Consider the following 19808-nt stretch of genomic DNA (forward strand, 5'->3'; position numbering starts at 1 on the left):
GCGGGCTTTCTCGTTGCCGACTGCGGGTCCGCCGTGGTCGCTCGCGCTGTACCCCGCGCCCATTGTTGGCGCGCAGCCTGCGCCGCCGCCGCCCAGCGACCCGACCCCCGCCGGCACCAGCGCCGGTTCGCCCACCCACCCACGTCCACCGAGGTACCCATGCCCACACCCACCCGCAGAACCGTCCTGACCGCCACCGCAGCCACCGCAGCCCTCCTCGGCCTCCCCACCCAGGCACAAGCGGCCCAAACCGCCCAAGCCTCGCAGAGATACCGCTGGCGCAACGCGGTGACCGGCGGCACGGCCGTCACCGGCTCGGTCACCCTCGGCCGCTACGGCGTGGCGGTGCTGCGGCCATGAGCGGCGGACCCGTCCACGGAACCTGGGAGCCGGCCCCGGCGGCCCGCTGGGAGGACGCCTTCCTGGCCGGGAACGGCCACCACGGCGTCCTTGTGTTCGGTGATCCGAACGACGACCGGGTCATCGTCACGCATCACACCCTGGTCCGGCCCAACGGCGGCGAGCGCGCCCGGCCGCCCCGCCTGGCCGCCGAACTCCCCGCACTCCAGGACCGGTTGCTCGCCGGCGACCTCACCGCCGCCGAGGGCTTCACCGACGGCCGCCCGCTGCAGTGGGTGCAGCCCTTCCACCCCGCCTTCCAGGTGCGGCTGCGCAGGCCGGGCGGCGGCAGCGGGCAGGGCTACCGCCGGGCCGTCGACTTCACCACCGGAGAGGTCACGGCCTCCTGCGCCGACTTCGCGGGCCGCGTCTTCGTCTCCCGCGCGGACGACGTGATCGTGCACGAGGTCACGGCGGCCGAGCTCGACATCACCCTGGACCACCGGCTGCCGGGCGCACCGGCCGGGCTGCGGGTCGGTCACGGCACACTGCTCACCCCCGAGGGCGCCCTGCTGAGTCTGCGCGCCCGCTACCCCGACAGCGACCGCGCCTACACCGGCGTCACCCTCGTCGCCGTGCGCGGGGGCGGCACCGAACTCGTCCCGCCGGGCGTCCGCGTCACCGGCGCCCACCACGTCCTGCTGCTCACCCGCGTGCGCCGGCACACCGGCGAGGCGGACACGGTCGCCGAGGCCCGGCTGCTCCAGGCCCTCGCCGAGGGCGCCGAGCGGCCGTACGACGTCCTCCTCGCCCGCCACCTGGACCGGCACCGCACGGCCTACCGGCGGGTGACACTGGACCTCGGCGCCGACCCGGCCGAGCGTGCCCTGCCCGGCTCCGAACTGCTGCGGCGCCCGCACGGCCCGGCGCTGCTGGAACGGCTCTTCGCCGCCGGCCGCTACCACCTGCTCTCCAGCAGCGGCCTGCTGCCGCCCCGCCTCACCGGCCTGTGGACCGGCGACTGGGACACCGCCTGGTCAGGCGCCTTCACCACCAACGCCAACCTCAACCTCCAGACCGCCTCCGCGCCCGCCGCGGCCCTGCCCGAGGTCACCGAGGCGCTGGCCGCCCTCGTCGCCCGGCAGCTGCCGGACTGGCGGGTCAACGCCCGTGCGATCTTCGGCACCCGGGGCGTGGTCGCTCCCACCCACACCGACGGCGAGTCCGGATACACCTACCATTTCGACCGCGAGTACCCCCACCAGCTGTGGACGGCCGGCGCGGACTGGCTGCTCAAGCCGCTCGTCGACCACGACGAGATCCACGGCAGCCGGGACCCGGGCACCGCCGCCGCGCTCGCCGAGGCGGCCCTGTTCTACGAGGACTTCCTCACCCGCGCCGACGCCCAGGGCCGGCTGGTCGTCGTCCCCTCCTACTCGCCGGAGAACCGTCCCGCGAACGGCAGCTGGGGCGCGCTCAACGCCGCCATGGACCTCTCCGCCGCCCGGCACACCCTGCTCACCGCCGCCCGCTACCACCCCCGACAGGCGGAGAAATGGCGGGCGTTGGCGGACCGGCTGCCGCCCCACCGGACCAACGCCGACGGAGCCCTCGCCGAATGGGCCTGGCCCGGACTGGAGGACACCTACGACCACCGCCACCTCAGCCACCTCTACGGCGTCTGGCCCCTGGACGAGATCAACCCCCACGACACCCCCGGCCCGGCCGCCGCCGCCCACCGCGCCCTGGAACTGCGCGGCGCCGAGAACGACTCGGCCCACGGCCATCTGCACCACGCCCTCGTCGCCGCCCGGCTCGGCGACGGCCCCCGCGCAGCCCAGGCCCTGCGCCAGGTCCTGGACGGCGACTTCTTCCACACCTCGCTGATGAGCGCCCACTACCCGCACCGGGACGTCTACAACGCGGACGCCGCACACACCCTGCCCGGCGTCCTGATCGAGATGCTCGTGCAGTCCACCCCGGACCGGCTCGTCCTGCTGCCCGCCGTCCCGGACAGCTGCCCCCACGGCGAACTCCGGGGCGTGCGGACCCGGTTCGGCGCGCGGGTCGACCTGGCCTGGAGCCCGCACGGCGCCCGAGCCGTCCTCAGGCCCGGCCGCACCCACCGCATCGAGCTGCGGACTTCCTCCGGCGCGCAGCCGCTCGACCTCGTCGCCGGAGAAGACCGCGTCCTCACCCTGGGGGGCGCGGTGACCGAAGAGAACCCGCGATTCCCCCCACCCATGGAAGGGACACCATGGCAACACGCACGCTCGGCAGGGTCGCCAAGGCCCTGATCGCCCCCGCCCTCGCCCTCGGCGCCACCGCAGGCCTCGCCTCGGCCCCCGCCTCCGCCGCCGTCTGGAGCTCCTGCGACCGGTGGGGCAGCACCACGCTGAACGGCTACACCCTCTACAACGACATCTGGGGCTCCGGCGCCGGCAGCCAGTGCATCTGGGCCAACTCCGGTACCAACTGGGGTGTCTGGGCCAACCACCCCGACACCGGCGGCATCAAGTCCTACCCCAACGCCAAGAAGGTGATCAACAAGTCGGTCACCTCGCTCTCGTCGCTCACCAGCAGCTACAACGTCACCGTCCCGTCGTCCGGCGCGTACGAGACGGCGTACGACATCTGGGACACGGGCCACAAGTACGAGATCATGCTCTGGGTCAACAGGACCGGCGCCGTCGGCCCGCTCGGCACCTCCCAGGGCACGGTGAGCCTCGGCGGCTCCAACTGGACCGTCTACAAGGGCAACAACGGCTCCAACGACGTCTTCTCCTTCGTCCGCAGCTCCAATTCCAGCTCCGGCACGGTGAACATCCTGCCGATCCTGAAGTGGATCAAGGACACCAAGGGCTGGTTCGGCGACGTGACCATCGGTGACCTCCAGTTCGGCTTCGAGATCACCTCCTCCGCCGGCGGGCTGGACTTCTCCGTCAACAGCGAGAGCGTCAGCAGCAGTTAGGGCGCGGGAGTGGGGCCGGTCCCGTGCGGGGCCGGCCCACTTCTCTCACTCCGCTCCTCACTCCGCGACCGGCAGCTCTGCCCCGTCCCGCAGGAACAGCGGGATGCGGTCCAGCGGAGCATCCACCGTCACCGCCGCACCGCCCTCGTACGTCTCACCCGTCCACGCGTCCGTCCAGCGCGCGCCCGCCGGAAGGCGGACCGTCCGGACGGTCGCGCCGGCGGTGAGCACCGGGGCGACCAGCAGATCCCGGCCGAAGAGGTACGCGTCCTCCACCGACCAGGCCGCCTGGTCGTCGGGGAACTCCAGGAACAGCGGGCGCAGCACCGGCAGCCCCTCCTCGTGCGCCTCCCGCATGACGGCCAGGACGTACGGCCTCAGGCGCTCGCGCAGGCGCAGGTACTTCTCCAGGATCGCGCCGGCCTCCTCGCCGTACGACCACACCTCGTTGGGGCCGCCCGTCATCTCCGGGCCCAGCGACATGCCCGGGTCGCGGAAGCCGTGCAGCCGCATCAGCGGGGACAGCGCGCCGAACTGGAACCAGCGGATCATCACCTCGCGGTACGCCGGGTCGTCCGGGTCGCCGCCGTGGAAGCCGCCGATGTCGGTGTTCCACCAGGGGATGCCGGACAGTGCGGTGTTGAGGCCGGCCGCGATCTGGCGGCGCAGCGTCGCGAAGTCGGTGCCGATGTCACCGGACCACAGGGCCGCGCCGTAGCGCTGGCTGCCCGCCCACGCCGAGCGGTTGAGGGTGATCACGTCGTCCTCGCCGAAGCCGGACGCCAGCAGGCCCTCGTGGAAGGTACGGGCGTTCTCGCGCGGATAGAGGTTGCCGACCTCCGGACCCGGGCCCGCCCAGTAACGCAGGTTCTCCGGGAAGCCCGGCTTCAGCTCCGGCTCGCAGGCGTCCAGCCAGAAGGCCGAAATGCCGTACGGCGCAAGGTAGTTGTCGCGGACCCGGGACCACACGAACTCCCGCGCCTCGGGGTTGGTGGCGTCGTAGAAGGCCACCTGGACCGTGGCCGCCACCTCCTTGTCCGGCCAGTCGGCGTGCGCCATCGGGCCGTACTGGGTGCCGATGAAGTAGCCGCGCTGCTCCATGAGCCGGTGGTTCTCCGACAGCGGCGAGACCGACGGCCACACGGACACGACCAGCTTGACGCCCAGCTCCTCCAGCTCGCGGACCATCGCCGCCGGGTCCGGCCACTCCTTCGGGTCGAACCGCCACTCGCCGAGGTGGGTCCAGTGGAAGAAGTCGCACACGATCGCCGCGAGGGGCAGGCCCCGGCGCTTGTACTCCCGTGCCACGCCGAGGAGTTCGTCCTGGGTGCGGTAGCGCAGCTTGCACTGCCAGAAGCCGGCCGCCCACTCCGGCAGCATCGGCGACCGACCGGTGACCGCGCTGTAGGCGCGCTGCCCGTCGGCCGGAGTGCCCGCCGTGATCCAGTAGTCGATCTGCCGGGCCGAGTCCGCGACCCAGCGGGTGCCGTTGCCGGCCAGTTCCACCCGGCCGATCGCCGGGTTGTTCCACAGCAGGGTGTAGCCCCGGCTGGACACCAGCACCGGGACGCTCACCTCGGCGTTGCGCTGCACCAGGTCCAGCACCAGGCCCTTCTGGTCCAGGCGCCCGTGCTGGTGCTGGCCCAGGCCGTACAGCCGCTCGCCCTCGTAGGCGGCGAACCGCTGCTCCAGCCGGTGGTGGCCGTTGCCGACCGCCGTGTACAGCCGCGACCCGGGCCACCAGAAGTGGGCCCGCTCCTCGGCGAGCAGCTCCGTACGGTCCTCGGTGCGCACGAAGCGGATGAGGCCCTCGGCGCTCACCTCGGCGGTCAGCGCGCCGACCGTCAGCCGCGCCTCGCCGCCACCGATCTCGACCCCGGCGTCCTGCGCGGGCGGGGAGTCGAGGAGCGCGCCCGGGAGGTCCTGCAGCACCGGGCCGCCGAGCCGGGCGCGCACCCGGACCGCGTCCGGCCCCCACGGCTCGATCCGCACCGTCTCCTGACGGCCGCTCCACTCCAGCGCCCCGTCCCGCTCACGGAAGGTGCCGACGGTGGGGGAGGACTGGGCGAGGCTGACCTTGGGCTGCGCGACGGCATGCTGGTTCACGGCGTGCTCCTGAAGCAGTGCGGACAGGGTCAAGGCAGGCAGAGCCGTGCCCCGGACGCACCGGAGCCACGGGAAGGTACGTCAGGACGCGGCCGGCGCCGGTCCCGAACTCGCCCGTACCGTCAGCTCGGGCGCGATCAGCACGACCTCGTCGCCGCCCCGCCCGTCCAGCTTGGCCACCAGGTGCTCGACCGCGTACCGGCCCATCTCCTGCGCCGGGATGGCGACCGAGGTCAGCCGCACCGAGGCCTGCACGGCGACCTGGTCCGGGCAGATCGCGACCACGGAGACGTCCTCCGGCACGGCCCGGCCCTGCTGGCGCAGCAGCGCGAGCAGCGGCTCCACCGCCGACTCGTTCTGCACCACGAACCCGCTCGTCGCCGGGCGCTCGTCGAGGATCCGGGCGAGGGTCACGGCCAGCGCGTCGTAGCCGCCGTCGCACGGGCGGTGCAGCGCCCGTACGCCCGTCTCGCGGGCCCGGGAACGCAGCCCGTCGAGGGTGCGCTCGGCGAAACCGGTGTGCCGCTCGTAGACGGCCGGGGCCTCGCCGATGACAGCGATGTCACGGTGACCGAGCCCCGCCAGATGCTCCACGCACAGCGCGCCCGTCGCACTCCAGTCCAGGTCCACGCAGGTCAGGCCGTCCGTGTCGGCGGGCAGCCCGATCAGCACCGAGGGCTGGTCGGTCTCCCGCAGCAGCGGCAGCCGCTCGTCGTCCAGCTCGACGTCCATGAGGATCATCGCGTCGGCGAGGCCGCTGCCGGTCACCCGGCGCACCGCGTCCGGCCCCTCCTCCCCGGTGAGGAGCAGGACGTCGTAGCCGTGGTTGCGGGCCGTGGTGGCCACCGCGATGGCGATCTCCATCATCACCGGCACGTACATGTCGGTGCGCAGCGGGATCATCAGCGCGATGATGTTCGACCGCTTGCCGGCCAGGGCGCGGGCGCCGGCGTTGGGGTGGTAGCCCAGGTCCCGGATGCTCTGCTCGACCCGCTGCCGGGTGGTCGCGGAGATGGACCGCTTGCCGCTGAGGACATAGCTCACCGTGCTCGCCGAGACTCCGGCGTGCTGGGCGACCTCGGCAAGGGTGACCATCCGTGCTCCAAGCTTTGTGAAGCGCTTCGACTGATCGCGCGTCTCTGACGGGGATGAGTGAGGGTGTGATTGACACTAGCCTCAGCCGGGGCGGGTGTCCAGAGGCTATCGAAGCGCTTCGACAGTTTTTCGCTGGTCGACATCCTGGTCGACGTCCTGGCCGATATCCCGAACGTGCCGCCGGCAGCAGTACACACCTGGGGGCCGGGCTCCGGCAGACCTTTCGGCCGGATGGACGCGCGAGGGGTGGTGGGGTCGGCCCGTTTCGGGTACCAACGATCCAGTAGCACTGGTCGGTAACGAACGGTCAAATTCGTCCCTCTTCGCGGCGAGGTGAGCCTCAATGTCCGCCCCCACCAAGTCACGCACCAACGTCACCGAGCGCGAGGCCCGCCGGGTGGCGGAGGCCGCCCGGCAGCAGGACTGGCACAAGCCCAGCTTCGCCAAGGAACTCTTCCTCGGGCGCTTCCGGCTCGACCTCATCCACCCCCACCCGCTCCCGGACCCCGACAGCGTCCGGCGCGGCGAGGAGTTCCTCGCCAAGCTGCGCGCGTTCTGCGAGTCCACCATCGACTCCGCCCGCATCGAGCGCGAGGCCCGCATCCCCGACGAGGTCGTGACCGGCCTGAAGGAACTCGGCGCCCTCGGCATGAAGATCGACCCCAAGTACGACGGCCTCGGCCTCACCCAGCTCTACTACAACAAGGCCCTCGCCCTGGTCGGCTCCGCGAGCCCCGCCGTCGGCGCGCTGCTCTCCGCCCACCAGTCGATCGGCGTACCCCAGCCGCTGAAGCTCTTCGGCACCCAGGAGCAGAAGGACGCCTTCCTGCCCCGCTGCGCCCGCACCGACATCTCCGCCTTCCTGCTCACCGAGCCGGACGTCGGCTCCGACCCGGCCCGCCTCGCCACCACCGCCGTACCCGACGGGGACACCTACGTCCTCGACGGGGTGAAGCTGTGGACCACCAACGGCGTGGTCGCCGACCTGCTCGTCGTCATGGCGCGGGTGCCGAAGTCCGAGGGGCACAAGGGCGGCATCACCGCCTTCGTGGTGGAGGCGACCTCGGAGGGCGTCACCGTCGAGAACCGCAACGCCTTCATGGGCCTGCGCGGCATCGAGAACGGCGTCACCCGCTTCCACCAGGTGCGGGTCCCGGCCGCCAACCGGATCGGCCCGGAGGGCGCGGGGCTGAAGATCGCCCTCACCACCCTCAACACCGGCCGGCTCTCGCTGCCGGCGATGTGCGCGGGCGCCGGGAAGTGGTGCCTGAAGATCGCCCGCGAGTGGTCGGCGGAGCGCGAGCAGTGGGGCAAGCCGGTCGCGCTGCACGAGGCCGTCGGCTCCAAGATCAGCTTCATCGCGGCCACCACCTTCGCCCTGGAGGCCGTCCTCGACCTGTCCTCCCAGATGGCCGACGAGGACCGCAACGACATCCGCATCGAGGCCGCCCTCGCCAAGCTCTACGGCTCCGAGATGGCCTGGAAGATGGCCGACGAACTGGTCCAGATCCGCGGCGGACGCGGCTACGAGACGGCCGAGTCCCTCAGGGCCCGCGGCGAGCGGGCGGTCCCCGCCGAGCAGATCCTGCGCGACCTGCGCATCAACCGCATCTTCGAGGGCTCCACGGAGATCATGCACCTGCTGATCGCCCGCGAGGCCGTCGACGCCCACCTCTCGGTCGCCGGTGACCTCATCGACCCCGAAAAGTCCTTCTCCGACAAGGCGAAGGCAGGCGCGAACGCGGGTGTCTTCTACGCCAAGTGGCTGCCCAAGCTGGTCGCCGGACCAGGCCAACTACCCATGTCCTACGGCGAGTTCAAGCACGGAGTCGATCTGTCCGGGCATCTGCGCTACGTCGAGCGCACCGCCCGCAAACTCGCCCGCTCCACCTTCTACGCCATGTCCCGCTGGCAAGGGCGCATGGAGACCAAGCAGGGCTTCCTCGGCCGGATCGTCGACATCGGCGCCGAACTGTTCGCGATGAGCGCGGCCTGCGTCCGGGCCGAGCTGCTGCGCAGCCGGGACGAACACGGACGCGAGGCCTACCAGCTGGCCGACGCCTTCTGCCGGCAGGCCCGCATCCGGGTCGAGGAACTCTTCGACCGGCTGTGGACCAACACCGACGCCCTCGACCGCAAGGTGGTCAAGGGCGTGCTCGGCGGTGCCTACACCTGGCTGGAGGAAGGCGTCGTCGACCCGTCCGGGGACGGCCCGTGGATCGCCGACGCGACCCCCGGCCCCTCCACGCGGGAGAGCGAGCGCCGCCCCTTCGGGGACTGAGCCGCTCTCCCGCCTGCCGACCGGGTGCCTGGGGTCGTTCAGTTGCCCCAGGTGCCCTGGTTCACGGCGCAGTTCCAGCCCGAGCCGTGCAGGGTGAACTTCAGCTGGTAGCTGTGGGTGTTGAGCAGATGCGTGGGAATCCTCATGCCCAGGCTCGCCTTGCCCTTGAACGTCCCCGTGTAGGCGGATACCGAGGTCGACGAGTTGTGGCTGATCCTGCCGCCGGTGGGCTTGGCCTTGCCGAAGCGGAGGTTCTTGACGTTCGTGACGCTGAACGTGACGTTCTTGAAGCTCGTGGCCGTCTTGCTCTTGATGCCGAAGTACAGGCCCCCGTTGGTGACCCAGCCGTGCGAGTCGTAGTAGAAGCGGCTCGGGTACACGATGTCGAGCGGGCAGCCGGTGCTCTGCGGAGCCCGGGTGGCGGCGGCCGCGCCCCCGGCGAAAGCGAGCTGAGTGGCTGCCAGCACACCGGCGGTGGCCAGCGTGGCCGCGGTCGTACGCATGCGGTTCAAGGTGATGTTCCTCCCCCTGTCGTTCCCCCAGTTGAAAGCGCCCTCCTCGAAGGACGCCACGGGAAGGATGTCACCACCGGTGGCCGAAAGCGCGCGCATTTCAGAAATATGATCTTCACCACGCCTTCACGACGGGAAAACCCTCCACCCCACGACGCACCCTGTTCACGCACCCGCCCGGGGGACGCCCTGTCCTGCCGGTCACCGGTTGCGGCAACAATGGGGGGATGACCGACAGCCTCGCCCATCCGACGCCCCTCGCGGATCCGCACCTCGTCTACGACCCCCTCGCCGGCGACGGCCCCAAGGACGTGGTGATCCTCGGCTCCACAGGATCCGTCGGCACCCAGGCCATCGACCTCGTGCTGCGCCACCCCGACCGGTTCCGGGTCACCGCCCTGTCCGCCAACGGCGGCCGCATCGCCCTCCTCGCCGAGCAGGCCCGGCGACTGCGGGTGCGGACCGTCGCGGTCGCCCGCGAGGACGCCGTACCCGCCCTGCGCGAGGCGCTCGCCGCCGAGTACGGCCCGGGCGAGCCGCTGCCCGACATCCTCGCCGGAGCGGAGGCCGCCACCCAGGTCGCCGCCTCCGACTGCCACACCGTGCTGAACGGCATCACCGGCTCCATCGGCCTCGCGCCCACCCTCGCCGCCCTGGAGGCCGGCCGCACCCTGGCGCTCGCCAACAAGGAGTCCCTGATCGTCGGCGGACCGCTGGTCAAGGCACTCGCCAAGCCGGGACAGATCATCCCCGTCGACTCCGAGCACGCCGCGCTCTTCCAGGCGCTGGCTTCGGGGACGCGGGCCGACGTGCGGAAACTCGTCGTCACGGCGTCCGGGGGCCCCTTCCGCGGCCGTACGAAGGCCGACCTGGCCCAGGTGACCGTCGAGGACGCCCTCGCCCACCCCACCTGGGCGATGGGCCCGGTGATCACGATCAACTCCGCGACCCTCGTCAACAAGGGCCTGGAGGTCATCGAGGCACACCTCCTCTACGACATTCCCTTCGACCGCATTGAGGTGGTCGTGCATCCCCAGTCGTATGTCCACTCGATGGTCGAGTTCACCGACGGATCCACGATCGCCCAGGCGACGCCCCCCGACATGCGCGGGCCCATCGCCATCGGTCTGGGCTGGCCCGAACGCGTCCCCGACGCGGCACCCGCCTTCGACTGGAGCAAGGCCTCCACCTGGGAGTTCTTCCCGCTGGACAACGAGGCCTTCCCCTCGGTGAACCTCGCCCGGCACGTGGGGCGGCTCGCGGGGACCGCCCCGGCGGTGTTCAATGCGGCCAACGAGGAGTGCGTCGAGGCCTTCCGTGCCGGCGCACTGCCCTTCAACGGCATCATGGAGACCGTCACCCGGGTGGTCGAGGAACACGGCACCCCGGCCACGGGAACCTCACTCACCGTGTCGGACGTCCTCGAAGCGGAGACCTGGGCCCGCGCCCGGGCCCGCGAACTCACAGCCACGACGGCGACCGCGGAGGCGCGTGCATGACGACCTTGATGTTCATCCTCGGCATACTGGTCTTCGCGGTGGGCCTGCTCGTCTCGATCGCGTGGCACGAGCTGGGGCACCTGTCCACGGCCAAGCTCTTCGGCATCCGCGTCCCGCAGTACATGGTCGGTTTCGGCCCGACCGTCTGGTCGCGGAGGAAGGGCGAGACCGAGTACGGCGTCAAGGCGGTCCCGCTCGGCGGCTACATCCGCATGATCGGCATGTTCCCGCCTGACGACCAGGGCCGCGTCTCCGCCCGCTCCACCTCCCCGTGGCGCGGCATGATCGAGGACGCCCGCTCGGCGGCCTTCGAGGAGCTCCAGCCCGGCGACGAGACGCGCATGTTCTACACACGCAAGCCGTGGAAGCGCGTCATCGTCATGTTCGCGGGCCCCTTCATGAACCTGATCCTCGCGATCGCCCTGTTCTTCACGGTCCTGATGGGCTTCGGCATCCAGCAGCAGACCACCACCGTCGCCTCCGTCTCGCCCTGCGTCATCGCACAGAGCGAGAACCGCGACAGCTGCAAGAAGTCCGACCCCGCGTCCCCGGCCGAGGCCGCCGGCATGAAGAAGCGCGACAAGATCGTCTCCTTCGACGGCAGGCCGACCAAGGACTGGAACACCCTGTCGGACCTGATCCGGGACAGCGCAGGCAAGACCGTCCCCATCGTCGTCCAGCGCGACGGCAAGCAGGTCACCCTGCACGCCAGGATCGCCACCAACCTGGTCGCCAAGAAGGACTCCAGCGGCCAGTACGTCCAGGGCAAGTACGTCAAGGCCGGCTTCCTCGGCTTCAGCGCCGCCACCGGCGTCGTCCACCAGGACTTCGGCCAGTCCGTGACCTGGATGACCGACCGGGTCGGCGACGCCGTCGACTCCCTCGCCGCACTGCCCGCCAAGATCCCGGCCCTGTGGGACGCGGCCTTCGGCAACGCCCCGCGCCAGCCGGACTCCCCGGTGGGCATCGTCGGCGCCGCCCGCATCACCGGCGACATCGCCACCCTGAACATCCCCGCCTCCCAGCAGGTGGCGATGTTCGTGATGCTGCTCGCCGGCTTCAACCTCTCCCTGTTCCTGTTCAACATGCTCCCGCTGCTCCCGCTCGACGGCGGACACATCGCGGGCGCGCTGTGGGAGGCGCTGCGCAGGAACGTGGCACGGGTACTGCGCCGCCCGGACCCGGGCCCGTTCGACGTGGCGAAGCTGATGCCGGTGGCGTATGTGGTGGCGGGGATCTTTGTCTGCTTTACGATCTTGGTCCTGGTGGCGGATGTCGTTAACCCCGTGAAAATCTCTTAGCCATTCGGCGTTGGAGGTGGCCCGGAACGCGTTGTTCCGGGCCGCCTTCCATCGAGTGGGTTTACCGGGTGGGATGTGCTGGCGCAGAGGCCCGTGCCGTAATCTCGAAGCCTGGAGCCCGCCCGTAGACGGGACCGGACCTTGATCCACGACTTGGGGTTGCACAGCAGATGACTGCGATTTCTCTCGGCATGCCGTCCGTTCCGACCAAGCTCGCCGAGCGCCGGAAGAGCCGGCAGATCCAGGTCGGAAGCGTGGCGGTCGGCGGAGACGCGCCCGTCTCGGTCCAGTCGATGACCACGACCCGTACGTCGGACATCGGCGCCACCCTCCAGCAGATCGCCGAGCTGACGGCGTCCGGGTGCCAGATCGTGCGCGTGGCGTGCCCCACCCAGGACGACGCCGACGCCCTGGCGACGATCGCGAAGAAGTCCCAGATCCCGGTGATCGCGGACATCCACTTCCAGCCGAAGTACGTCTTCGCGGCGATCGAGGCGGGCTGCGCGGCGGTCCGGGTGAACCCCGGCAACATCAAGCAGTTCGACGACAAGGTCAAGGAGATCGCCAAGGCCGCCAAGGACCACGGCACCCCGATCCGCATCGGCGTCAACGCCGGCTCCCTGGACCGGCGCCTGCTCCAGAAGTACGGCAAGGCGACGCCGGAGGCCCTGGTCGAGTCGGCGCTGTGGGAGGCGTCGCTCTTCGAGGAGCACGACTTCCGGGACATCAAGATCTCCGTCAAGCACAACGACCCGGTCGTGATGATCGAGGCCTACCGCCAGCTCGCCGAGGCATGCGACTACCCCCTCCACCTCGGCGTGACGGAGGCGGGCCCCGCTTTCCAGGGCACGATCAAGTCGGCGGTGGCCTTCGGCGCGCTCCTCTCCCAGGGCATCGGCGACACCATCCGCGTGTCTCTCTCGGCTCCCCCCGTCGAGGAGGTCAAGGTCGGCCTCCAGATCCTCCAGTCGCTCGGCCTGCGCCAGCGCGGCCTGGAGATCGTCTCCTGCCCGTCCTGCGGCCGCGCTCAGGTGGACGTCTACAAGCTCGCGGAGGAGGTCACGGCCGGTCTGACCGGCATGGAGGTCCCGCTGCGGGTCGCCGTCATGGGCTGCGTCGTCAACGGCCCCGGCGAGGCCCGCGAGGCCGACCTCGGCGTCGCCTCCGGCAACGGCAAGGGCCAGATCTTCGTCAAGGGCGAGGTCATCAAGACCGTCCCCGAGTCCAAGATCGTGGAGACCCTCATCGAGGAGGCCATGAAGCTGGCCGAGCAGATGGAGCAGGACGGCGTGGCCTCCGGCGAGCCGTCGGTGTCGGTGGCCGGCTGATCTTTTCGGCTTTCGTGAGTCCCGTCACCGCTGGGTGGCGGGACTCAGCCATACCTCCGCCCAGACGGATTTGCCGGGCTGCAGCGGCGTGACGCCCCACTTGTCGGCGAGCGCCCGCACGAGGATCAGCCCCCGCCCGGACTCGTCGGCCGGGACCCGCAGCTCGGGCAGCCGCTCGGTACGGGTGTCGCAGACCTCCAGGCGCAGGGTGCCGGACGACTCGGTGAGCCGGAGGCGGAAGTCCCGCCCCGGTACGTGCCCGTGTCGGACCGCATTCGCTACGAGTTCGGCGGCGATCAGCGTGACGGCTTCGTTGACGGGGCCGTCGTAGGCGTGCCCCCACTCGTCCAGCCGGAGCGAGACGAGCCGCCGGGCGAGCCGTGCGCCGCGTGGGGTGGAGGTGAAGCGCATGGCGAATTCGCGGGTGGAGATTTCCGACTTCATGCCGCTTACGCTCGCGCACGCTCAGTAACGTTGAACAGCGGTTGCACCATGACCAACACGCGTTGTACGAGCGTGAGGTGCCGCTGTCGGCGTGCGCCCCGTGACTGACGGCGGCGCGAGGGTATTGGGGGTGTACGTGAGCGAGGAAGTACAGGCAGAACCTGAAGTACCCGAGACGGAGGGGGAGTCCGGGGCGGATTCGGTGGTCCCGCTCCTCTTCGGGCGGTTGTTGAAGCGGCTGCGGACTCAGGCGGGCATGGAGCGCGCCGAACTCGGCTCCCGTACCGGGTACTCGGCGGCGACCATCGCGTCGTTCGAGCAGGGCAGGCGCATTGCACCGGCGAGGTTCATCATGCGGGCCGACGAGGTGCTGGGTGCGCAGGGGGTGCTGGTCGATTTCATCGAGGAGATGGAGAGGGCGCAGTATCCGGCGTTCTTCCAGGATGCGGCGGCGCTGGAGAAGAAGGCCGTCGCGTTGCACTTCTTCGCCGTGCAGGGCGTTCCCGGTCTGCTGCAGACGGAGGATTACGCGCGTGCGGTGTTCACCATGTGGCGGCCGCCGCTGGACGAGGAGACGATCGAGCAGCGGGTGGCGGCGCGGCTGGCCCGGCAGGAGATCTTCGCCCAGAAACCGGCACCCACGGTGACCTTCGTGATGGAGGAGGCTGTCGTGCGTAGGCGACTGGGTGGATTGGCTGTGTGGCGTGGCCAGTTGGAGCACATCCTGCTTGTCGGTCAGCGGCGTAACGTGGAGATCCAGGTGATGCCGGACGATCGCGAGGAGCATGCCTCCCTCAACGGTCCGTTCACCTTGATCGAGACGACGAAAGGACGCAGGATCGCCTACGTACCGGCGTACAAGGCCAGTCGTCTCTTCGCCGACCGCTCGACGGTCAGGGAAGTGGAGGAGCAGTACAGCCTCCTGCGGGCACAGGCTCTGACGCCGCGAGAATCGCTGGCCTTCGTAGAGAAGTTGTTGGGAGCGGCATGAACGCCGAAGAGACGTCCGAACTGGTGTGGTTCAAGAGCAGCTACAGCAGTGGCGATGGCGGCGAGTGCGTGGAAGTCGCCACCAGCCCCACCACCATCCACGTCCGCGATTCCAAGCAGAACCCCACCACGGCCCCCACCCTCGCCCTGCCCCCCGCCGCATGGCAGGCGTTCCTCGGTCTTGTGCAAGCTTGAGCGGAGCTTTACTGCCCCTTCGGTGCCGCTCCCGAATGCGGTGACCGGCACCGACGGCAACACCCACCGCCGCACGTACGACGAGCGGGGCAACCGCACCTCGGTGACGGACCCGGGAGCCCGCCAGGCAACGCACTTCACCTTCACAGCGGCCGGCCACCTGACATCGGTGAGGGATCCGCTGGGCCACACGACGAGGGTGCTGTGCGATCGCGCGGGCTTGCCGATCGAGGTCACCGACCCACTCGGCGCGGTCACCCGCTACACACGGGACGCCTTCGGGCGCCCGATCGCGATCACGGACCCGACGGGCGACGACCCACCTGGAACGGACGGTGGAAGGCCACCTGGCCCGCCGTACGGCCCCGGACTGCACGACGGAGAGTTGGACCTACGACGGCGAGGGCAACTGCACCAGCCACACCGACCCGATCGGCGGCGTCACCCACTTCGAAATACACCCACTTCGACCTGCTGTCGGCCCGCACAGCCCCGGACGGCGTCCGCTACGAGTTCACCCACGACGCGGAACTGCGCCTGACGAAGGTGACGAACCCTCAGGGCCGACGTGGGAGTACGTCTACGACCCGGCGGGCCGCCTGACCTCCCGCCGGAACGCCCTGGGCGAGGTGACGGCCTTCGAACGCGACGCCCGCGCCCCTGGCGACCTGTGCGAAACGGTATTCCGGTGCATTGGAAAAACGCCGGAAGAGGTGGCTGTCGAGTCGGCTGACTGGCGGTCTCTCCCCACGCAAGAGATGCTCCGTCTGCGGTACATAAAAAGATGGCTGACGCCGCTGCGGTACATGGTGGATGTATTCTCAGCGGATGACCCGCTGCGTCCACAGCTCTCTGCCTGGCTGTCGTTGATTCCCCGATCGCCGTGAAGTTCCTCATTTGGGTCGTCTCCAGGGAGTTCCTCCGATCGGTGCCGTCATGGGCTGGGTAGCCGGAATCCGTGTCGTCTCGGCCGACGCCACACTTCCTGTGGCACGCGCCCTGCCCCCTACCGGCCTGATCCACTCGGCCCGGATGCAGGGCCGGGAGATGCGCGACTCCGACGGAGTGTTCACCCAGTTCTACGAGGCGCTGCGCCTGCCCGACTACTTCGGCTGGAACTGGGACGCGCTGCGCGACTGCCTGCGTGATCTTCACTGGCTCAAGCCCGCTCGCCTCCTCGTCACCATCGATGACGCCGATGCCGTGCTCTCGGAAACCCCCGAGGAACGCGGGATCCTCTGGCGGGCCCTGGACGACGCCGTGACCTTCTGGACGGGAGGAGCAGCGCTGCCGGGGCACGAGAAGATCACCTTCGCCGTCGTGCTGCTGTGCTCGCCGGGGGCCCAGGACGTGGTCCGGGAAGAGCTGCGCCGCGAGCTCCTTCGCAGGTAGGTCGCCTTTTTCCCGCTCCGAGGCGCCGCACAATCGCACGAGGTACAGTGCCGGGACCAGCAGAACCCCAGGGTGAGGCCCCGCACGTGTTGACCCAGACCACCTCTCGGGTGCTCGAACCGAGCGACCTTGACGCCGCGCTCGCCGTCCTCGGCCGCGAGCCGGTCGCGAACGCCTTCGTGAGCTCGCGGGTCCAGGTCGCCGGTCTGGACCCGTGGCGCCTCGGCGGTGAGATGTGGGGCTGGTACGAGGACGGCATGCTCACGTCCCTGTGCTACGCGGGCGCCAACCTGGTCCCGGTCTGCGCCACCCCGCGCGCCGTCCGCGCCTTCGCGGACCGGGCGAGAAGGGCCGGCCGCCGCTGCTCCTCCATCGTCGGGCCCGCCGAATCCACCGCCGCGCTGTGGCGCCTGCTGGAACCCCACTGGGGTCCCGCCCGCGAGGTCCGCCCCCGTCAGCCCCTGATGGTCACCGACCGCATGCCCGCCGATATCGCCCCGGACCCCTACGTCCGCCGCGTCCGCAAGGACGAGATGGAGGCGGTCATGCCGGCGTGCGTGGCGATGTTCACCGAGGAGGTCGGCGTATCGCCGCTGGCGGGTGACGGCGGGCTGCTCTACCAGGCCCGCGTCGCCGAACTCGTCGGTGCCGGCCGCTCCTTCGCCCGCTTCGACGAGCACGGCAAGGTCGTCTTCAAGGCGGAGATCGGCGCGGCGACCGGCCAGGCCTGCCAGATCCAGGGCGTGTGGGTGGCTCCCGAGTACCGGGGGAGGGGCCTGGCGGCACCGGGGATGGCGGCCGTCCTCCGCTACGCCCTGGCGGACGTGGCCCCCGTCGTCAGCCTGTACGTGAACGACTTCAACACGGCGGCGAGGCGGACGTACCACAGGGTGGGCTTCCAGGAGGTGGGCGCTTTCATGAGCGTCCTTTTCTGAACCCGCTGTACGCTCCGGGCATGGACCTCGTGATCGGCTCCCTGGACCTCGCTGCCCGCGTCGACGAGGCCCTTGCCGTCCAGGCCGTGGCCTTCGGACTGGGCCCCGACGAGGTCGCCGTACGCCGGCAGATCGTCCAGCGCCACATGCAGTTCCCGGGCGCGCGGGCCCTCGGCGCCACGGTGGGCGATCACCTCGTGGGATTCGTGTACGGCATGCCCAACTCCCGCACCCACTGGTGGTCCACCGTCGTGGAGCCGTACCTGCGCGCCACCGGCAACGACTTCTGGCTGGACGACTCCTTCGTGATCACGGAGCTGCACGTCCACCCCGGCCACCAGAACCGCGGGATCGGGCGGCGGCTCATCACCATGATCACCGACACCGCCGCCGAGCCCCGCTCGATCCTCTCCGCGATCGACACCGACAGCCCCGCCCGTGGCCTGTACTTCTCCCTCGGGTACGTCGACCTCGCCCGCCAGGTCCACTTCCCGAGCGCCCCACGGCCGTACGCGGTGATGGGCGCCCACCTGCCCCTGCGCAGGAACTAACCGATTTCCACCCCCGCAGCAAGCCCGGCTAACCTCCTTGCCATCACTGTTTTCCCGGCAGGAGTACGAGAATCATGGCGAACGCACCGGTCCAGCGCATGTCCCAGTTGATGGCGAAGACGCTGCGCGACGACCCGGCGGACGCCGAGGTCCTCAGCCACAAGCTCCTCGTCCGCGCCGGCTACGTCCGCCGCACGGCCGCCGGCATCTGGAGCTGGCTGCCCCTCGGCATGAAGGTCCTCTCCAACGTGGAGCGGATCGTCCGCGAGGAGATGGACGCCATCGGCGCCCAGGAGGTCTCCCTCCCCGCCCTGCTGCCGCGCGAGCCGTACGAGGCCACCGGCCGCTGGGACGAGTACGGCCAGGAGCTGTTCCGCCTCAAGGACCGCAAGGGCGGCGACTACCTCCTCGGCCCGACCCACGAGGAGATCTTCACGCTTCTGGTCAAGGACCAGTGCACGTCCTACAAGGACCTGCCGGTGATCCTGTACCAGATCCAGACCAAGTTCCGCGACGAGGCCCGCCCCCGCGCCGGCATCCTGCGCGGCCGCGAGTTCCTGATGAAGGACTCGTACTCCTTCGACCTGGCGGACGAGGGGCTCGCGCACTCGTACGCCCTGCACCGCGAGGCCTACCAGCGCGTCTTCGAGCGCCTCGGCCTCGACTACCGCATCTGCGCGGCCACCGCCGGTGCGATGGGCGGCTCGAAGTCGGAGGAGTTCCTGGCCCCGGCCGAGGCCGGCGAGGACACCTTCGCGGACTGCCCGAACTGCGACTTCGCCGCCAACACGGAGGCGATCGCGTACGCGCTCCGGCCGGTGGACGGCTCGGCCGTCCCCGCCCTGGAGGAGATCCCGACCCCCGACACCCCGACCATCGAGACCCTGGCCGCCTCCCTCGGCGTCCCGGCCTCCGCCACCCTGAAGAACCTGCTGGTGAAGGTGGACGGCGAGATCGTCGCCGTCGGTGTGCCCGGCGACCGCGAGGTGGACCTGGGCAAGGTCGAGGCGCACTTCGCCCCGGCCGTCGTGGAGATGGTCACCGAGGCGGACTTCGCCGGCCGTGCCGACCTGGTCCGCGGCTACGTCGGCCCGCAGGGCCTGGGCGAGAAGGTCACGTACATCGCCGACCCGCGCGTGGCCCCCGGCACCTCCTGGATCACCGGCGCCAACAAGGAGCACACGCACGCCAGGAACGTCGTCGCCGGCCGTGACTTCGAGGTCGACGAGTACGTGGACGTCGTCGTGGTGCAGGAGGGCGACCCCTGCCCGAAGTGCGGCACCGGCCTGAAGCTGGACCGCGCCATCGAGATCGGCCACATCTTCCAGCTCGGCCGCAAGTACACCGACGCCCTCAAGCTCGACGTCCTCGGCCAGAACGGCAAGCCGGTCCGCGTCACCATGGGCTCCTACGGCATCGGCGTCTCCCGCGCGGTCGCGGCCATCGCCGAGCAGAGCGCCGACGACAAGGGCCTGGTGTGGCCCAAGGAGGTCGCCCCGGCCGACGTGCACGTGGTCGCCGCCGGCAAGGCCCTGCAGACCGAGCTGGCCCTCGACGTCGCCGAGAAGCTGGCCGCCGCGGGCGTCCGCGTTCTGGTCGACGACCGGGCCGGCGTCTCCCCGGGCGTGAAGTTCACCGACGCCGAGCTGATCGGCGTCCCCCAGATCCTGGTCGCCGGCCGCCGCTCCGGCGAGGGCGTCCTGGAACTGAAGGACCGCAGGACCGGCGAGCGCGAGGAACTGCCGGTCGACGAGGCGATCGCCCGCCTGACGGCGTAAGAGGCCCGGGGGGGGGGGGGGGGGCACCCCACCGCCCCCCACCCCCCCGACCGCGACACGCGCACGGCGGACGCGCACCACGACGTCGGAG

The 19808-nt window shown here is 70.6% G+C and carries 17 protein-coding genes and 1 pseudogene; 14 read left to right on the plus strand and 4 right to left on the minus strand.

Annotated elements, in window-relative coordinates; all coding sequences use genetic code 11:
- Positions 1-159: 159 nt before the first annotated feature.
- The 3 genes from ABT288_RS44285 to ABT288_RS44295 are packed head-to-tail and all read left to right on the plus strand — an operon-like array spanning position 160 to position 3310.
- Complete coding sequence (locus ABT288_RS44285) at positions 160-360, plus strand: hypothetical protein (RefSeq protein ID WP_351621002.1); 201 nt, start codon at positions 160-162, stop codon at positions 358-360.
- Positions 357-2636 (plus strand): glycosyl hydrolase family 95 catalytic domain-containing protein, encoded by a 2280-nt coding sequence (locus tag ABT288_RS44290; RefSeq protein ID WP_351621005.1) that lies wholly within the window; start codon positions 357-359, stop codon positions 2634-2636. The genes ABT288_RS44285 and ABT288_RS44290 overlap by 4 nt, the downstream gene beginning before the upstream one ends.
- On the plus strand, positions 2597-3310 hold the full coding sequence (locus ABT288_RS44295) for a glycoside hydrolase family 12 protein (protein ID WP_351621008.1): 714 nt from the start codon (positions 2597-2599) through the stop codon (positions 3308-3310). The genes ABT288_RS44290 and ABT288_RS44295 overlap by 40 nt, the downstream gene beginning before the upstream one ends.
- Before the next feature lie 57 nt (positions 3311-3367).
- Here the strand turns inward: ABT288_RS44295 and ABT288_RS44300 are convergent, their stop codons facing one another.
- Together ABT288_RS44300 and ABT288_RS44305 are read right to left on the minus strand one after the other, a co-directional pair.
- On the minus strand, positions 3368-5416 hold the full coding sequence (locus tag ABT288_RS44300) for a glycoside hydrolase family 31 protein (protein WP_351621011.1): 2049 nt from the start codon (positions 5414-5416) through the stop codon (positions 3368-3370).
- Positions 5417-5497: 81 nt separating this feature from the next.
- Entirely contained in the window at positions 5498-6511 is a 1014-nt protein-coding gene (locus ABT288_RS44305) for a LacI family DNA-binding transcriptional regulator (RefSeq protein ID WP_351621013.1), read from the minus strand.
- A 343-nt stretch (positions 6512-6854) separates the two neighbouring features.
- On the opposite strand from ABT288_RS44305, the gene ABT288_RS44310 reads away from it, so the two are divergent.
- Positions 6855-8792 carry an acyl-CoA dehydrogenase family protein gene (locus tag ABT288_RS44310; protein WP_351621016.1) on the plus strand — a complete coding sequence of 646 codons (1938 nt, stop codon included), beginning with the start codon at positions 6855-6857 and terminating at the stop codon, positions 8790-8792.
- A gap of 38 nt (positions 8793-8830) precedes the next feature.
- On the opposite strand, the gene ABT288_RS44315 is transcribed toward ABT288_RS44310, so the two are convergent.
- On the minus strand, positions 8831-9403 hold the full coding sequence (locus ABT288_RS44315) for a hypothetical protein (RefSeq protein ID WP_351621019.1): 573 nt from the start codon (positions 9401-9403) through the stop codon (positions 8831-8833).
- Positions 9404-9531: 128 nt separating this feature from the next.
- Here ABT288_RS44315 and dxr point away from each other — a divergent pair, with 128 nt between their 5' ends.
- The 3 genes from dxr (at position 9532) to ispG (ending at position 13432) form a co-directional block, all read left to right on the plus strand.
- Positions 9532-10803, plus strand: a complete 1272-nt coding sequence (gene dxr, locus ABT288_RS44320; RefSeq protein ID WP_351621022.1) for a 1-deoxy-D-xylulose-5-phosphate reductoisomerase — start codon at positions 9532-9534, stop codon at positions 10801-10803.
- Positions 10800-12104 carry a M50 family metallopeptidase gene (locus ABT288_RS44325; RefSeq protein WP_351621025.1) on the plus strand — a complete coding sequence of 435 codons (1305 nt, stop codon included), beginning with the start codon at positions 10800-10802 and terminating at the stop codon, positions 12102-12104. Before dxr ends, ABT288_RS44325 begins: the two co-directional genes overlap by 4 nt.
- Before the next feature lie 170 nt (positions 12105-12274).
- On the plus strand, positions 12275-13432 hold the full coding sequence (gene ispG / locus ABT288_RS44330; protein WP_351621028.1) for a flavodoxin-dependent (E)-4-hydroxy-3-methylbut-2-enyl-diphosphate synthase: 1158 nt from the start codon (positions 12275-12277) through the stop codon (positions 13430-13432).
- A 24-nt stretch (positions 13433-13456) separates the two neighbouring features.
- Here ispG and ABT288_RS44335 read toward each other — a convergent pair whose 3' ends face one another.
- Positions 13457-13876 (minus strand): ATP-binding protein, encoded by a 420-nt coding sequence (locus ABT288_RS44335; RefSeq protein ID WP_351621031.1) that lies wholly within the window; start codon positions 13874-13876, stop codon positions 13457-13459.
- 136 nt (positions 13877-14012) lie between these two features.
- Here ABT288_RS44335 and ABT288_RS44340 point away from each other — a divergent pair, with 136 nt between their 5' ends.
- From ABT288_RS44340 to ABT288_RS44370, 7 genes and pseudogenes are all read left to right on the plus strand, one after another.
- Entirely contained in the window at positions 14013-14867 is an 855-nt protein-coding gene (locus tag ABT288_RS44340; RefSeq protein WP_502972986.1) for a helix-turn-helix domain-containing protein, read from the plus strand.
- Positions 14864-15061: a DUF397 domain-containing protein gene (locus ABT288_RS44345; RefSeq protein WP_351621034.1), complete on the plus strand. Its 198-nt coding sequence runs from the start codon at positions 14864-14866 to the stop codon at positions 15059-15061. Before ABT288_RS44340 ends, ABT288_RS44345 begins: the two co-directional genes overlap by 4 nt.
- Before the next feature lie 28 nt (positions 15062-15089).
- Positions 15090-15714 (plus strand): annotated as a pseudogene (locus ABT288_RS44350) (type IV secretion protein Rhs); the annotation flags it as partial.
- A gap of 283 nt (positions 15715-15997) precedes the next feature.
- The gene (locus ABT288_RS44355) at positions 15998-16453 is read left to right on the plus strand and encodes a barstar family protein (protein ID WP_351621037.1); all 456 of its coding nucleotides are present in this window, start codon (positions 15998-16000) and stop codon (positions 16451-16453) included.
- Positions 16454-16539: 86 nt separating this feature from the next.
- Entirely contained in the window at positions 16540-17388 is an 849-nt protein-coding gene (locus ABT288_RS44360) for a GNAT family N-acetyltransferase (protein ID WP_351621040.1), read from the plus strand.
- A 20-nt stretch (positions 17389-17408) separates the two neighbouring features.
- The gene (locus ABT288_RS44365; protein WP_351621043.1) at positions 17409-17939 is read left to right on the plus strand and encodes a GNAT family N-acetyltransferase; all 531 of its coding nucleotides are present in this window, start codon (positions 17409-17411) and stop codon (positions 17937-17939) included.
- A 74-nt stretch (positions 17940-18013) separates the two neighbouring features.
- Positions 18014-19717 (plus strand): proline--tRNA ligase, encoded by a 1704-nt coding sequence (locus ABT288_RS44370; protein WP_351621045.1) that lies wholly within the window; start codon positions 18014-18016, stop codon positions 19715-19717.
- Positions 19718-19808 lie beyond the last annotated feature (91 nt).

It is taken from the genome of Streptomyces sp. NPDC001093 (assembly GCF_040298985.1).
Taxonomy (GTDB): Bacteria; Actinomycetota; Actinomycetes; order Streptomycetales; family Streptomycetaceae; genus Streptomyces.

Coding starts and splice junctions, on each gene's coding strand:
- ABT288_RS44285 (WP_351621002.1), top strand. CDS start 160: ATGCCCACACCCACCCGCAGAACCGTCCTGACCGCCACCGCAGCCACC.
- ABT288_RS44290 (WP_351621005.1), top strand. CDS start 357: ATGAGCGGCGGACCCGTCCACGGAACCTGGGAGCCGGCCCCGGCGGCC.
- ABT288_RS44295 (WP_351621008.1), top strand. CDS start 2,597: ATGGCAACACGCACGCTCGGCAGGGTCGCCAAGGCCCTGATCGCCCCC.
- ABT288_RS44305 (WP_351621013.1), bottom strand. CDS start 6,511: ATGGTCACCCTTGCCGAGGTCGCCCAGCACGCCGGAGTCTCGGCGAGC.
- ABT288_RS44310 (WP_351621016.1), top strand. CDS start 6,855: ATGTCCGCCCCCACCAAGTCACGCACCAACGTCACCGAGCGCGAGGCC.
- ABT288_RS44315 (WP_351621019.1), bottom strand. CDS start 9,403: ATGCGCGCGCTTTCGGCCACCGGTGGTGACATCCTTCCCGTGGCGTCC.
- dxr (WP_351621022.1), top strand. CDS start 9,532: ATGACCGACAGCCTCGCCCATCCGACGCCCCTCGCGGATCCGCACCTC.
- ABT288_RS44325 (WP_351621025.1), top strand. CDS start 10,800: ATGACGACCTTGATGTTCATCCTCGGCATACTGGTCTTCGCGGTGGGC.
- ispG (WP_351621028.1), top strand. CDS start 12,275: ATGACTGCGATTTCTCTCGGCATGCCGTCCGTTCCGACCAAGCTCGCC.
- ABT288_RS44335 (WP_351621031.1), bottom strand. CDS start 13,876: ATGAAGTCGGAAATCTCCACCCGCGAATTCGCCATGCGCTTCACCTCC.
- ABT288_RS44345 (WP_351621034.1), top strand. CDS start 14,864: ATGAACGCCGAAGAGACGTCCGAACTGGTGTGGTTCAAGAGCAGCTAC.
- ABT288_RS44355 (WP_351621037.1), top strand. CDS start 15,998: ATGGGCTGGGTAGCCGGAATCCGTGTCGTCTCGGCCGACGCCACACTT.
- ABT288_RS44365 (WP_351621043.1), top strand. CDS start 17,409: ATGGACCTCGTGATCGGCTCCCTGGACCTCGCTGCCCGCGTCGACGAG.
- ABT288_RS44370 (WP_351621045.1), top strand. CDS start 18,014: ATGGCGAACGCACCGGTCCAGCGCATGTCCCAGTTGATGGCGAAGACG.